The sequence below is a fragment of the Streptomyces sp. NPDC007863 genome (assembly GCF_040633895.1).
Lineage (GTDB): Bacteria > Actinomycetota > Actinomycetes > Streptomycetales > Streptomycetaceae > Streptomyces.
In genome coordinates this window covers 192506-205735 of sequence record NZ_JBEYEI010000015.1, presented here as the reverse complement: position 1 = coordinate 205735, position 13230 = coordinate 192506, and the positions used below count along the sequence as shown (strand labels likewise).

The 13230-nt window shown below is 74.1% G+C and carries 13 protein-coding genes; 7 read left to right on the top strand and 6 right to left on the bottom strand.

What is annotated here, in order from left to right; genetic code table 11:
* Positions 1-70: 70 nt before the first annotated feature.
* Genes hutI through hutU form a run of 4 tightly spaced genes read right to left on the bottom strand, consistent with a single transcriptional unit; the run spans position 71 to position 5518 of the window.
* Positions 71-1240 (bottom strand): imidazolonepropionase, encoded by a 1170-nt coding sequence (gene hutI, locus ABZ621_RS24000; protein ID WP_360607773.1) that lies wholly within the window; start codon positions 1238-1240, stop codon positions 71-73.
* A gap of 41 nt (positions 1241-1281) precedes the next feature.
* Positions 1282-2643 carry a formimidoylglutamate deiminase gene (locus ABZ621_RS23995; RefSeq protein WP_360607771.1) on the bottom strand — a complete coding sequence of 454 codons (1362 nt, stop codon included), beginning with the start codon at positions 2641-2643 and terminating at the stop codon, positions 1282-1284.
* Positions 2634-3824 (bottom strand): allantoate amidohydrolase, encoded by a 1191-nt coding sequence (locus ABZ621_RS23990; protein WP_360607835.1) that lies wholly within the window; start codon positions 3822-3824, stop codon positions 2634-2636. Before ABZ621_RS23990 ends, ABZ621_RS23995 begins: the two co-directional genes overlap by 10 nt.
* Before the next feature lie 17 nt (positions 3825-3841).
* Positions 3842-5518, bottom strand: coding sequence for a urocanate hydratase (gene hutU / locus ABZ621_RS23985; protein ID WP_360607769.1), 1677 nt, complete (start codon positions 5516-5518; stop codon positions 3842-3844).
* 184 nt (positions 5519-5702) lie between these two features.
* Here hutU and ABZ621_RS23980 point away from each other — a divergent pair, with 184 nt between their 5' ends.
* From ABZ621_RS23980 to ABZ621_RS23955, 6 genes are all read left to right on the top strand, one after another.
* Positions 5703-7040, top strand: coding sequence for a diaminopimelate decarboxylase (locus tag ABZ621_RS23980; protein WP_360607833.1), 1338 nt, complete (start codon positions 5703-5705; stop codon positions 7038-7040).
* Between the two features lie 24 nt (positions 7041-7064).
* Positions 7065-7541 (top strand): SRPBCC family protein, encoded by a 477-nt coding sequence (locus ABZ621_RS23975; RefSeq protein WP_360607767.1) that lies wholly within the window; start codon positions 7065-7067, stop codon positions 7539-7541.
* A 150-nt stretch (positions 7542-7691) separates the two neighbouring features.
* Positions 7692-8099 (top strand): hypothetical protein, encoded by a 408-nt coding sequence (locus ABZ621_RS23970; protein WP_360607765.1) that lies wholly within the window; start codon positions 7692-7694, stop codon positions 8097-8099.
* Positions 8096-8863: a transcriptional regulator gene (locus tag ABZ621_RS23965; protein ID WP_360607763.1), complete on the top strand. Its 768-nt coding sequence runs from the start codon at positions 8096-8098 to the stop codon at positions 8861-8863. The genes ABZ621_RS23970 and ABZ621_RS23965 overlap by 4 nt, the downstream gene beginning before the upstream one ends.
* Positions 8864-8904: 41 nt before the next feature.
* Positions 8905-9297 carry a roadblock/LC7 domain-containing protein gene (locus ABZ621_RS23960; protein WP_360607761.1) on the top strand — a complete coding sequence of 131 codons (393 nt, stop codon included), beginning with the start codon at positions 8905-8907 and terminating at the stop codon, positions 9295-9297.
* Positions 9298-9365: 68 nt separating this feature from the next.
* Positions 9366-9737 carry a hypothetical protein gene (locus tag ABZ621_RS23955; RefSeq protein ID WP_360607759.1) on the top strand — a complete coding sequence of 124 codons (372 nt, stop codon included), beginning with the start codon at positions 9366-9368 and terminating at the stop codon, positions 9735-9737.
* Between the two features lie 16 nt (positions 9738-9753).
* Here ABZ621_RS23955 and ABZ621_RS23950 read toward each other — a convergent pair whose 3' ends face one another.
* A complete protein-coding gene (locus tag ABZ621_RS23950; RefSeq protein WP_360607757.1) occupies positions 9754-10608 on the bottom strand; it encodes a MurR/RpiR family transcriptional regulator in 855 nt (284 codons plus the stop codon).
* Positions 10609-10812: 204 nt separating this feature from the next.
* Here ABZ621_RS23950 and ABZ621_RS23945 point away from each other — a divergent pair, with 204 nt between their 5' ends.
* Positions 10813-11547 carry a DUF4232 domain-containing protein gene (locus tag ABZ621_RS23945; RefSeq protein ID WP_360607755.1) on the top strand — a complete coding sequence of 245 codons (735 nt, stop codon included), beginning with the start codon at positions 10813-10815 and terminating at the stop codon, positions 11545-11547.
* 273 nt (positions 11548-11820) lie between these two features.
* Here the strand turns inward: ABZ621_RS23945 and ABZ621_RS23940 are convergent, their stop codons facing one another.
* Positions 11821-13203 carry a cystathionine beta-synthase gene (locus ABZ621_RS23940; protein ID WP_360607753.1) on the bottom strand — a complete coding sequence of 461 codons (1383 nt, stop codon included), beginning with the start codon at positions 13201-13203 and terminating at the stop codon, positions 11821-11823.
* Positions 13204-13230 lie beyond the last annotated feature (27 nt).

The window sequence follows — 13230 nt, the reverse complement described above, 5'->3', positions numbered from 1 at the left end:
GCGGGCCCGAACCGCCCACATGAGTACCGCTACTCAACGCGCCTGGCGCGCCACCTGAGTTGTCCGTGCGTCAGACGACGCGCACGCCGGCCCGCCAGACCTCCGCGACCAGCGGGACGCCGGGCCGGTAGGCGAGGTGGACGTGGGAGGGGGCGTCGAGGACGGTGAGGTCGGCGCGGGCGCCGGGCGCCAGACGGCCCGCGTCCGTGCGGCGCAGGGCGGCGGCGCCGCCGGCCGTCGCGGACCAGATCGCCTCGTCGGGGGTCATCCGCATGTCCCGGACCGCGAGCGCGACGCAGAACGGCATCGAGGAGGTGAAGGAGGAGCCCGGGTTGCAGTCCGTGGAGAGGGCGATCGTCACGCCCGCGTCGAGCAGGCGGCGGGCGTCCGGCCACGCGGCGCGCGTCGAGAACTCCGCGCCCGGGAGCAGTGTGGCGACCGTGTTCCCGGAGGCCAGCGCGTCGACGTCGGCGTCCGTGAGGTGGGTGCAGTGGTCGGCGCTCGCCGCGTCCAGCTCCACCGCGAGCTGCACGCCGGGGCCGTACGAGAGCTGGTTGGCGTGCACGCGGGCCTGGAGGCCCTTCGCCTGGCCGGCGGTGAGGATCGCGCGGGCCTGGTCGCCGTCGAAGGCGCCCTTCTCGCAGAAGACGTCGACCCAGCGGGCGTACGGCGCGCAGGCGTCCAGCATCGGGCCGGTGACCAGGTCGACGTAGGCCGCCGGGTCGTCGGCGTAGTCGGGGGACACGATGTGCGCGCCGAGGTAGGTGACCTCGTCGGTGTGCTCCGCCGCGATGCGCAGCGCCCGGGCCTCGTCCTCGACGGTGAGGCCGTAGCCGGACTTCGTCTCGAAGGTGGTGGTGCCCTGGCGCAGGGCCTCGCGGAGGTAGCGGGCGACGTTCGCGGACAGTTCGGCGTCGGTGGCGGCGCGGGTGGCCGCGACCGTGGTGCGGATGCCGCCCGCCTTGTACGGCTGTCCGGACATGCGGGCGTTGAACTCGGCGGTGCGGTCGCCCGCGAAGACGAGGTGGGAGTGGGAGTCGACGAAGCCGGGGAGGACGGCGCGCCCCGCCGCGTCGACCCGCCGGTCCGCGGCGGGGGCCCGCACCGCCGGGCCCGCCCAGGCGACCCGGTCGCCGTCCAGCACGAGGGCGGCGTCCCCGACGAGGCCGAGGGGGCCTTCGCCGAGGTCCGGGTCGTTGGTGACCAGGCTGCGGATGTTCGTGATGACCGTGGTCGTCAAGGTGCTCTCCGGTGGGGCGGGCGGGTGGGTGCGGGCGGGTGTCAGTCCCTCAGCGCGGCGATCGAGTCCGCCAGGGCCCGGGCCGGGTCCGGTACGGAGACGTGCGCGCCGTCCTGGACGATCCTCCGGCCGCCGACGACCACGTGGCGGACGTCGGCCGCCGTCGCCGCGAAGACGGCCGTCTCGGGGGCGAGGCGGGGGACGGGGCCGGCCGTGCGGACGGTGTCGAGGGCGATCGTCGTGAAGTCGGCGAGGGCGCCCGCTTCCAGGGTGCCGGCGTCGGTCCAGCCGAGGGCCGCGTGGCCGTCGGCGGTCGCCGCGCGGAGGAGGGCGGCGGCCGTCCAGTGGCCCCGGACGTTCGTCCGGAGGCGCTCGTTCAGCTCCATCGCGCGGGCCTCTTCGAGGAGGTCGACGACGGCGTGGCTGTCGCTGCCGAGGGAGAGCGGGGAGCCGGCCTTCTGGAGGGCGACGGCGGGGCCGATGCCGTCGGCGAGGTCGCGTTCCGTCGTGGGGCACATGCACGTGCCGGTGGCGGTGGAGCCGACGAGGGCGATGTCGGCGTCCGTCATGTGGGTGTTGTGGACGCCGGTCGTCCGGGGGCCGAGGACGCCGTGGTCGGCGAGGAGCCGGGTCGGGGTGACGCCGTGGGCGGCATGGCAGGCCTCGTTCTCGGCGGTCTGCTCGGAGAGGTGGACGTGGAGCGGGGCCCGACGCTCCTCGGCCCAGCGGGCGACGGTGGAGAGCTGCCCGGCGGGGACGGCGCGGACGGAGTGGATCGCCGCCCCGATCCGTACGCCGTCCCGGTCCTTCAGGGCGCTCGCCCGCTCGGCCCACCGCTCGGCCGTGCCGTCGGTGAAGCGGAGCTGGTGGCGCTCGGGGGCGGCGCCGAAGCCGGAGGAGAGGTAGGCGGTGTCGAGGAGGGTGATGCGGATGCCCGCCTCCGCGGCGGCCGCGATCAGGGCCTCGCCCATGGCGTTGGGGTCGGCGTAGGGGGTGCCGCCGGGGGCGTGGTGGAGGTAGTGGAACTCCCCCACCGCCGTGATGCCGGCCAGCGCCATCTCGGCGTACACGGCCCGGGCGAGGGCGAAGTACGAGTCGGGGGTGAGGCGCTGGGCGACGGTGTACATGACCTCGCGCCAGGTCCAGAAGGTGCCTGAGCCGACCTGCACGGTGCCGCGCAGGGCCCGGTGGAAGGCGTGGCTGTGGGCGTTGGCCAGACCGGGGACGGTGAAGCCGCGCAGGACGGTCGCGCCGGGCGGCGGGGTGTCCACGCCGGTGCGCACGGCGGTGATGCGGCCGTCGGTCCCCGCGACGGAGTCGCCGGTGGACACCGTCAGGGCGACGCCCGGCTCGGCGTAGGTGCCGAGCCAGGCGTGTTCCAGCCAGTACGTCGTCATGTGCACGCGAGGCCCTCCAGTGCGTCGGCGAGTGCGCGGACGCCCACGACGCAGTCGTCCTCGGCCGCGAACTCGGCCGGGGAGTGCGAGACGCCCGTGGGGTTCCGTACGAACAGCATGGCGGTCGGGACCGCGGCGGAGAGGATTCCGGCGTCGTGTCCCGCGCCCGTGCCGAGGACGGGGGTCTTCCCGCCGAGGAGGCGCACCAGCTCGTCGCGCAGGGCGTGCCGGAACTCGACGACCGGGGTGAAGGACTCGCGGACGACGGCCAGGTCGATGCCGTGCGCGGCCGCCTTGTCCCGGGCCGCCGTCTCGATCCCGGCGATCACCGCGTCGAGCGCCTCCTGGTCCGCGGCGCGGGCGTCGAGCCAGCCGCGGACGAGGGACGGGATCGCGTTGACGCCGTTGGGCTCGACGGAGATCTTGCCGAAGGTGGCGACGGCGCCCGCGAGTTCGGCCTCGCGGCGGGCGGCGAGGACGGTCTCGGCGTAGGTGAGCATGGGGTCGCGCCGGTCCACGAGCCGGGTGGTGCCGGCGTGGTTGGCCTCGCCGTGGAAGTCGTACCGCCAGCGGCCGTGCGGCCAGATGGTGGAGGCGACGCCGACGGCGTCGCCGGACAGGTCGAGGGCGCGGCCCTGCTCGACGTGGAGTTCGACGAACGCGCCGATGCGGTCGAGGCGTTCGCGGTCCTCGCCGATCGTCTCGGGGTCGTGGCCGGCGGCCTCCATGGCCTGCGGCAGGGTGATGCCGTCGGCGTCGCGGAGTTCGTACGCCTTCTCCTTGGTCAGCTGACCGGAGGTGAGGCGGGAGCCGACGCAGGCGAGGCCGAAGCGGGCGCCCTCCTCGTCACCGAAGTTGACGATGGCGAGGGGGCGGCGGAACGAGACGCCGCGGGAGCGGAGTTCGTCGAGGGCGGCGAAGGCGGAGACGACGCCGAGGGGGCCGTCGAAGGCGCCGCCGTCGGGGACGGAGTCCAGGTGGGAGCCGGTGACGACGGCGTCGCCCGCGGTGGGGTCGCCGAGCCAGGCCCACTGGTTGCCGTTGCGGTCGGTCTCGACGTCGAGGCGGCGGGCCTCGGCCTGCATCCGGAACCAGAGCCGGCAGTCGGCGTCGGCCCCGGTCCAGGCGTAGCGGCGGTAGCCACCGGAGGCGGCGCTGCGGCCGAGGGGCCGCAGCGACCGCCACATGGCGTGGAAGCTGTCGCTCACGCGGAGGCCTCGTCGCCGGAGCCCTCGCGCATCGGGATGCGCACGCCCTTCTCGTCGGCGACCCGCTCGGCGATGTCGTAGCCGGCGTCGACGTGGCGGATGACGCCCATGCCGGGGTCGTTGGTGAGCACGCGGCGGATCTTCTCGCCGGCGAGCTTGGTGCCGTCGGCGACGGAGACCTGGCCGGCGTGGATGGAGCGGCCCATGCCGACGCCGCCGCCGTGGTGGAGGGAGACCCAGGAGGCGCCGGAGGCGACGTTGACCATGGCGTTGAGCAGCGGCCAGTCGGCGATGGCGTCGGAGCCGTCGAGCATGGCCTCGGTCTCGCGGTACGGGGAGGCGACGGAGCCGCAGTCGAGGTGGTCGCGGCCGATGGCGAGGGGGGCGGCGAGGGTGCCGTCGGCGACCATGTCGTTGAACATGGCGCCGGCCTTGTCGCGCTCGCCCTGGCCGAGCCAGCAGATGCGGGCGGGGAGGCCCTGGAAGTGGACGCGCTCGCCGGCCATCTTGATCCAGCGGTGCAGGGACTCGTTCTCCGGGAAGAGGTCGAGGATCGCCTTGTCCGTCTTGTGGATGTCGGACGCCTCGCCGGAGAGGGCGGCCCAGCGGAAGGGGCCCTTGCCCTCGCAGAAGAGGGGGCGGATGTACGCCGGGACGAAGCCGGGGAACGCGAACGCGCGGTCGTAGCCGGCCAGCTGGGCCTCGCCGCGGATCGAGTTGCCGTAGTCGAAGACCTCGGCGCCGGCGTCCATGAAGCCGACCATGGCCTCGACGTGCTTGGCCATGGACTCGCGGGAGCGGGCGGTGAAGCCGGCCGGGTCCTTGGCGGCGGCGTCGGCCATGTCCTCGAAGGCGACGCCGACCGGCAGGTACGACAGCGGGTCGTGGGCGGAGGTCTGGTCCGTCACGATGTCGATGGGCGCGCCCTCGGCGAGCATCTGCGGCAGCAGCTCGGCGGCGTTGCCGAGGAGGCCGATGGAGAGCGGACGGCGGGCGTCGCGGGCCTCGACGGCGAGCTGGAGGGCGTGGGCGAGGCTGTCGGCCTTCACGTCCAGGTAGCGGTGCTCGATGCGGCGCTCGATGGCGCGCGGGTCGACGTCGACGCAGATCGCGACGCCGTCGTTCATCGTCACGGCGAGCGGCTGGGCGCCGCCCATGCCGCCGAGGCCGGCGGTGAGGGTGATGGTCCCGGCCAGCGTGCCGCCGAACTTCTTGGCGGCGACGGCGGCGAAGGTCTCGTACGTGCCCTGGAGGATGCCCTGGGTGCCGATGTAGATCCAGGAGCCGGCCGTCATCTGGCCGTACATGGTGAGGCCGAGGGCCTCCAGGCGCCGGAACTCCTCCCAGTTGGCCCAGTCGCCGACCAGGTTGGAGTTGGCGATGAGGACGCGCGGCGCCCACTCGTGGGTCTGCATGACGCCGACGGGGCGGCCGGACTGGACCAGCATGGTCTCGTCCTGCTTGAGGGTCCTCAGCGTGCGGACCATGGCGTCGAAGGAGCGCCAGTCGCGCGCGGCCTTGCCGGTGCCGCCGTAGACGACGAGCTTGTCGGGGTGCTCGGCGACCTCGGGGTCCAGGTTGTTCTGCAGCATCCGCAGGGCGGCTTCCTGCTGCCATCCCAGGGCGCTGAGTTCCGTACCGCGCGGGGCCCGAACGGGGCGGGGTCCTGACATGGCGATGCCTCCTCGAATGTCGTTCAGATATTCACATCCTGACTTGATGAATAGAAGTAGTCAACAGGGCGCGGCGCACGAGCCCGCCCCGGCCGCATCCGCGCCCGCGTCCGCACCCGCGCCCCCGCCCGCTCCCACGCCCCCCGCGCACGCCCCCGTGACGCCCGGCGTCGGGCGCGCCAGGATGGGGGGCATGGCCTCCCCTCGTCGCGATCTCGCCGTCCGGGCCGCCGTCGCCCAGGGACTGCTCACGCCCGGATCACCCGTCGTCGCCCTCCTCGACACCGCCGGCATCCGCGCCTCCGCCGCCGCGCTGACCAGCGCCTTCGCCGCCGTCACCCAGGCCGGGGTGCTGCACGCCTTCGCCGTGAAGGCGGCGCCGCTCGTGCCCGTGCTGCGGCTGCTCGCCGAGGCGGGGATCGGGGCGGAGGTGGCGAGCCCGGGAGAGCTGGCGCTCGCGCGGGCCGCCGGGGTGCCCCCGTCCCGCACCGTCCTCGACTCGCCCGCGAAGACGCCCGCAGAACTCCGCGAGGCGCTCGCCCTCGGAATCGCCGTCAACGCCGACAACCTCCAGGAACTGGCCAGGATCGACGCCCTCGTCGCCTCCACCCCCACCGCCTCGCCGCTCGGGCTGCGGGTCAACCCCCAGGTCGGCGCCGGGGCCATCGGCGCCCTGTCCACCGCCACCGCCACCTCCAAGTTCGGCGTCGCGCTGCGCGACGATGGCGCCCGCGAGGCCGTCGTCCAGGCGTACCTCGACCGGCCCTGGCTCACCCGGCTGCACACCCACACCGGGTCCCAGGGGGTCCCGCTCACCCTGATGGCGGAAGGCGTCCGGGCCGCGTACGAGCTGGCCGAGGAGATCAACACCAAGGCGGGCCGCCCGCAGATCGACACCCTCGACATCGGCGGCGGACTGCCGGTGAACTTCGCCTCCGACGAGGAGACCCCCACCTACGCCGACTACGCCCGGCTGCTCGCCGGCACCGTCCCCGGCCTCCTCGACGGGCGCTACCGCCTCGTCACCGAGTTCGGGCGCTCGCTGCTCGCCAAGCACGGCACGGTCCTCACCCGCGTCGAGTACACCAAGACCTCCGGCGGCCGCCCGATCGCCGTCACCCACGCCGGCGTGCAGCTCGCCACCCGCACGGTGTACGCCCCCGAGGCCTGGCCGCTGCGGATCCTCGCGTACGACCCCGAGGGCCGTCCCCGCACCGGCGGGACCACCGTCCAGGACGTGGCGGGCCCCGCCTGCTTCGCCGGCGACCTCCTCGCCGCCGGCCGCGCGCTGCCGCTGCTCCACCCGGGCGACGTGGTCGCCGTCCCGGACACCGGCGCGTACGCCTTCGCCCACCACTACGCCTACAACAGCCTCCCCCGCCCCGCCGTCCACGGCTTCACGGTCACCGGGGACGGCGCCGGGGACGGCACGGTCGCCTTCGCCCTCGTCCGCCCGGCGCAGACCCCGGAAGAGCTCGTCGCCGAGGCCGGCGGCGGGCACGCGGACGCGCTCGTCCGGTAGCGGAGCCCCCGGGAAACCCCTTCGATGGGAGCCATGACCACCACCACAAACGTTGTCGTGGAGCGCCGGGTCGCGGCCTCGCCCGGCCGCGTCTGGGAGTCGATCACCGACCTGCCCGACCTGCCCCGGGTCCTGTCCGGCGTCCAGCGCGTCGAGGTGCTCACCGAGGGCGCCTTCGGCGTGGGCACCCGCTGGCGGGAGACCCGGAAGATGCTCGGCAAGGAGGCCACGGAGGAGATGACCGTGACCGCGTGCGAGCCGCCCGACCGGTACGTGACGGTGGCCGACTCGCACGGCATGCACTACGTCTCCGAGCTCTCGCTGCGCGCCGACGGGCCGGACGCCAGCGTGCTGCGGATGGCCTTCTCCGCCCGCCCCGCGCACGACCGCCGGCAGAACGTCCTCGCCCGCCTCCTCGCCCGCTTCGGCGCGAAGGCGGTCGCCAAGGCGCTCGCCAAGGACCTGGACGACATCGCGCGGGCGGTCGAGTCCCGCTACTGACCCCCGCCGCCGGACACTTCTCCGTCCGATTCCGGTCGTCCCTAGGCATGTTCCGATGGAAAATGCCAGAACCCCCTCCCGGGGACGCGCCGTTCAGTAACGTCGCCGTCACTGCCGTTGCTCGCACGCCGTATCGGGAGGGGAACCCGCGTGCCCGGAATCGACGAGTGCCTGACCGAGGCCATGACCCTGCCGGGCGCGCGCGGCGCCTGGCTGGTCGACTGGAACAGCGGCCTCGCACTCGGCACCGCGGGCGAGTCGCCGGTCGGGGACCACGAGACGACGGCCGCCGAGACCGCGGAACTCGCCCGCGCCGCCGCCGAGTTCGACTCCTTCACCGCCGCCGCGGACGCCGACGGGGACGCCGGCGACGACGGCGAACCGCCCGTCGAGGACCTCATCGTCACCACCCGGGCCGGCTACCACGTCCTCCGCTTCGTCCGGACCTCCTTCGACTCCAGCGTCTTCCTCCACCTCTGGCTCGACCGCGCGACCGGCAACCTCGCCCTCGCCCGGATCCGCCTCGGCGACCTCGCCGAGCGGCTGGTCCTCGGATGAGCGTCTCCCCCATGCTCGTCCGGCTCGCGGCCGAGCGCGCCACCGGCGCCCTGCTGCGCGACCACGGCACCCTCTACCTCGTCGACGGCCGCGTCGTCCACGCCGAGAGCCCCGCCTCCCCCGGCATGGACGTGCTGCTCACCACCGCCGGGCGGCTGCCCCGCGAGGGCTGGGACGAGGCCGTCGACCGGGCCGGCGCGCACCGCGCGGTCGGCCGCTTCCTCGTCGACAGCGGCCGCCTCGCCGACGGCGAGCTGGAGATCTGCCACCTCGGCGCCGTCTTCGACGCCGCCTTCTTCGCCCTCTCCCCCACCAGCGGCCCCACCCGCTTCCGGTACGGCGTCGGCCACTGGTTCGGCACCGTCCGCCCCGTCTCCGCCGAGGCCGTCGAGCGCGAGACGCTGCGCCGCCGCGAGCTCCTCGACGCCGTCTGGCCCTACGCCTCCGTCGACACCGCCCCCGTCGTGCCCCGCCCGGCCGCCCCCGGCCAGGGCGTCGGCGCCCGCCGGCGCGCCCTGCTCGCCGCCGCCGACGGCGTCCGCACCCCCGCCGAGCTGGCCCGGCTGCTCGGCCGCCCCGCCTTCCACACCCTCCTCGACGTCCGCAGGCTCGCCGCCGCCGGACTGGTCGAGACCCCGCTCGACGCGGTCCCCGACGCCACCCCCGCACCGCCCGCCCCGGCCTTCCCGCCGGTCCCCCCGGTGTCCGACCCCGACATCGCCCTGCTGCGCCGGCTCCGTGACGCCCTGGAGGCACACCTGTGATGAGGCGTGCTCTGCGCCTGCGCGCCGAGAGGAGACAGTTGATGACAGCCGAAGCCGAGGTGCTCGGCGAGCTCAGACGCCTGCGCGCCCGGCTGCCCCAGCTCACCGGAGCGCTCGCCGCCAGCATCGACGGCCTCGTGCTCGCCCACGACACCGTGGACGGCGCCGCGGAGAGCGTGGCCGCGCTGACCGCCGCCGCGCTCGGCGTCGGCCGGCGGCTCACCGAGTCCACCGGCCAGGGCGGCTTCCGCGAACTGCTCGTCCGGGGCGAGGACGGTTACGTCGCCACGTACGCGGCCGGCGGCGCCGCCGTCCTCACCCTGCTCGCCGAACCCCGCATCAACGTGGGCCGGCTCCACCTGGAGGCCCGCCGCTCCAGCGTCCGCATCGGCGAACTCGTCGACGGCGCGCTGGACCGCAGGGACGCGCACTGACCCCACCGCACCCCATCCGATCCGCACGGAAGACATGATCCGTACGGGAGACAGAAGGAAGTCGCACCATGACCAACGTCGAAACCGCCCTCAAGGAAGCCGCGTCGATCGACGGCGCGATCGGCGCGGCCCTCGTCGACTACACCAGCGGCATGGCACTCGGCACCATCGGCGGCGGCAAGGAGCTCGACCTCACCGTCGCCGCCGCCGGCAACACCGACGTGGTCCGGGCCAAGGTCCGGGCGATGGAGATGCTGGGCCTCAACGAGGAGATCGAGGACATCCTGATCACCCTCGGCACCCAGTACCACCTCATCCGGCTCCTCAAGAGCCGCACCTCCCAGGGCCTCTTCCTCTACCTGGCCCTGTCGAAGGACCGCGCCAACCTGGCGATGGCCCGCCACCAGCTGAAGAAGGTCGAGGCGGACCTGGAGGTCTGACCGGCGCCGGCCCCCGCTACTCGACGAAGAGTCCGCGCTCCGCGGCCTTCGCGTCGAACTCCTCCAGGCGCGCCTGCGCGTCCGGCAGCTCGTCCGCCATGGCCTCCAGGAGGACCCGGCCGAGGAGCATCGGCGCACAGGCGGTGTCGAAGGCGAGCCCGGTGCCGACGGCGGCCGGGATGAGCAGGTCGGAGTGGGCGGCGACGGGTGCGAAGGCCGACTCGGCCACGGTCACCACCGTGAGCCCGGCCGCCCGCGCGTACTCCAGCGCCTCGACGACCTCGCGGGGGTGCCGGGGCAGCGCGAAGCAGAGCAGCGCGCCGGCCCCGGCCCGTACCGCCGCGTCGATCCGGTCGGTGAGCATCGAGCCGCCCTCGTCGAGCAGCCGGACGTCCGGGTGCACCTTGGCGGCGAAGTACGCGAAGCCGCGGGCCTGCGAGGAGGCGGCGCGCAGGCCCAGGACGAGCAGCGGGCGGGAGCCGGCCAGCAGCCGGCCGGCGCGCTCCACGGGCGCCGGGTCGGCGAGCAGTCCGGCGAGGTGCCGGAGGTTCTCGATCTCGGCGAGGACGGCCTGCTGGTACTCGTTGTGCCCGCCGTCCTCCGCCGTCCCGGCGGGGGCGGCGGCGGGCCCGGGCGGCGCGACCTCCCGCAGATGGCGGCGGAGCGCCGGGTAGCCGTCGAAGCCGAGGGCGACCGCGAAGCGGGTGACGGAGGGCTGGCTGACGCCGGCGAGCTCGGCGAGCTCGACGCTGGAGAGGAAGGGCGCGTCGGCGGCCCGCCGCACCATGCAGTGGGCGATCCGCCGCTGCGTGGGCGTGAGCCGGTGCCCCTCGAAGAGCGCCTGGAGCCGCCCGGCCGGGCTGTCGCTCATTCCGTCCCCCTCCATCCCGTCCATTCATCCCTGGCCATACCTGCATAAGGATATGCAGAGGGTCACGCGATGGCGTCCGGGACGTCCGGGGGCTGTAACAAAGGCGGGAGGCCCGTGGAAGCGCGCCCCCGCGCGGAAAGAATAGCGACGTCGTTCACAGACGGGCCGGCCCGTGGCCGGCCACCGGGGGAAAAGAGAAAAGACATGAACTCCACGACGTCCAGAGCCCGTTCGGGACGCCGGGGGCTGCGCGGCGCCGTCCTCGGCGCGGCCGTGGCCGCGGCCCTGCTGACCACCACCGCCTGCCAGGGCGACGACGCCCCGGCCGCCGCCTCGCCGACCACCACCGCACCGGGAACCACCGCACCGAGCACCACCGCGCCGACGAACGACTCCGGTACCGGCTCCGCCGAACCCTCGGCCACGGCGACGGCCACGGGGAACGGCGACAGCGGCGAGACCGGCGGCGGCAACGGCACGGAGTACGCCGACTGCGAGGCCGCCGGCCTCGGCACGCACGTGGAGCTCCAGGACGAGCCCGGGGAGACCCCCCGGCACTTCCTGCTGACCGTCACCAACCGGAGCAAGACGCCGTGCGTGCTCAACGAGGCGCCGATCGTCCGGCTCACGGCCGGCAACTCCGCCCCGATCGTCGAGACGCTCGGCGAGCCGGACGACGAGCCCGTGGTCGTCGAGGGCGGCGGCAAGGCCTACGCGGGCCTGTACGTCTTCGGCAACGACGAGGGCGGCGAGGCGGAGTACGACCAGTCCGACCGGTTCACCGCCACCCTGGTCGCCGGCGAGGGCACCGAGCTGAGCGGCACGCTCGTCTTCGACCTGCCCGAGGGCCTCGGCACGGTCTCCGTCGACGACGCGGCGCGGCTCAACGGCTGGGCCGGCACCGAGGGCCTGGCGATGCGCCCGATCACCCGGCTCTGAGCGCCGCCGGGAAAGCTGACGCGGGGACCGCCGCACCCCCATCGCTGGGGGGCGGGACGACGGCGGTCCCCGCGGGGGACACGGGCCCGGGTCAGGGCCGGTCTCCGCGTCCGCGGCGTCGTCAGAGGTCCGGGAGCCGCTCCGGAGGTTTCCGTGACGCCGACACAGAACACTCTGCCGGAGGCGTGTTAAGCGGGTGCTGCGTGGACGTGTCGCACTCGTACCGTTTGCGCGAACGCCCGAGCGAACACCCGCGCGGCCCCCTCCGGGCGGCTACTTGCCGCCGCCGGCCAGGAAGGCCAGCAGGTCCTGACGGCTGACGACACCGGTCGGCTTGCCCTCGACCAGGACGACGGCGGCGTCGGCCTCGCCGAGGACCGACATCAGGTCGGCGACCGGCTCGCCGGAGCCGACCTGCGGCAGCGGCGCCGACATGTGGTCCTCCAGCGGGTCCTCCAGCTGCGCCTTCCGGGTGAAGAGGTGGTCCAGGAGCTCGCGCTCCACGACCGAGCCGATCACCTCGGCGGCCATGACGTCGGGGTGGCCGGCGCCCGGCTTCACGATCGGCATCTGGGAGACGCCGTACTCGCGCAGCACCTCGACGGCCTGGCCGACGGTCTCGTCCGGGTGCATGTGGACGAGGGACGGCAGCCCGCCCGACTTGTGGCGCAGGACGTCGGCGACGGTGGCGGTGGAGGTGTCCTCCAGGAAGCCGTAGTCGGCCATCCACTCGTCGTTGAAGATCTTCGACATGTAGCCGCGGCCGGAGTCCGGCAGCAGCACGACGACGACGTCGTCGGGGCCGAGCTCCTTGGCGACCTCCAGGGCGGCGACCACGGCCATGCCGCAGGAGCCGCCGACCAGGAGGCCCTCCTCCTTGGCGAGGCGGCGGGTCATCTGGAAGGAGTCCTTGTCGGACACGGCGACGATCCGGTCGGTGACGTTCCGGTCGTAGGCGGTGGGCCAGAAGTCCTCGCCGACGCCCTCGACCAGGTACGGACGGCCGGAGCCGCCCGAGTAGACGGAGCCCTCGGGGTCGGCGCCGATCACCTTGACCTTGCCGCCGCTGGCCTCCTTCAGGTAGTTGCCGGTGCCGGAGATGGTGCCGCCGGTGCCGACGCCCGCGACGAAGTGGGTGATCTTCCCCTCCGTCTGCTCCCACAGCTCGGGACCGGTGGTCTCGTAGTGGGAGCGCGGGTTGTTCGGGTTCGAGTACTGGTCGGGCTTCCAGGCGCCGGGCGTCTCACGGACCAGGCGGTCGGAGACGTTGTAGTACGAGTCCGGGTGCTCCGGGTCGACGGCCGTGGGGCAGACGACGACCTCGGCGCCGTAGGCCCGCAGCACGTTGATCTTGTCGAGGGACACCTTGTCCGGGCAGACGAAGATGCACTTGTAGCCCTTCTGCTGGGCCACGATCGCCAGGCCGACACCGGTGTTGCCCGACGTGGGCTCGACGATGGTGCCGCCGGGCTTCAGCTCGCCGCTCTGCTCGGCCGCCTCGATCATCCGCAGCGCGATGCGGTCCTTGACCGACCCGCCCGGGTTGAAGTACTCGACCTTGGCGAGGACGGTGGCCTGGATGCCTGCCGTCACGTTGTTGAGCTTCACCAGCGGGGTGTTGCCGACGAGGCTGATCATCGAGTCGTGGAATTGCACCGTGTTCTCCGGGGTCTCCGTAATGGT

What these genes read in the sequence shown, in the direction of transcription:
- ABZ621_RS23980 (WP_360607833.1), top strand. Translation starts at nt 5,703, where the DNA reads ATGGGGGGCATGGCCTCCCCTCGTCGCGATCTCGCCGTCCGGGCCGCC.
- ABZ621_RS23975 (WP_360607767.1), top strand. Translation starts at nt 7,065, where the DNA reads ATGGGAGCCATGACCACCACCACAAACGTTGTCGTGGAGCGCCGGGTC.
- ABZ621_RS23945 (WP_360607755.1), top strand. Translation starts at nt 10,813, where the DNA reads ATGAACTCCACGACGTCCAGAGCCCGTTCGGGACGCCGGGGGCTGCGC.
- ABZ621_RS23990 (WP_360607835.1), bottom strand. Translation starts at nt 3,824, where the DNA reads ATGTGGCGGTCGCTGCGGCCCCTCGGCCGCAGCGCCGCCTCCGGTGGC.
- hutU (WP_360607769.1), bottom strand. Translation starts at nt 5,518, where the DNA reads ATGTCAGGACCCCGCCCCGTTCGGGCCCCGCGCGGTACGGAACTCAGC.
- ABZ621_RS23955 (WP_360607759.1), top strand. Translation starts at nt 9,366, where the DNA reads ATGACCAACGTCGAAACCGCCCTCAAGGAAGCCGCGTCGATCGACGGC.
- ABZ621_RS23950 (WP_360607757.1), bottom strand. Translation starts at nt 10,608, where the DNA reads ATGAGCGACAGCCCGGCCGGGCGGCTCCAGGCGCTCTTCGAGGGGCAC.
- ABZ621_RS23960 (WP_360607761.1), top strand. Translation starts at nt 8,905, where the DNA reads ATGACAGCCGAAGCCGAGGTGCTCGGCGAGCTCAGACGCCTGCGCGCC.
- ABZ621_RS23965 (WP_360607763.1), top strand. Translation starts at nt 8,096, where the DNA reads ATGAGCGTCTCCCCCATGCTCGTCCGGCTCGCGGCCGAGCGCGCCACC.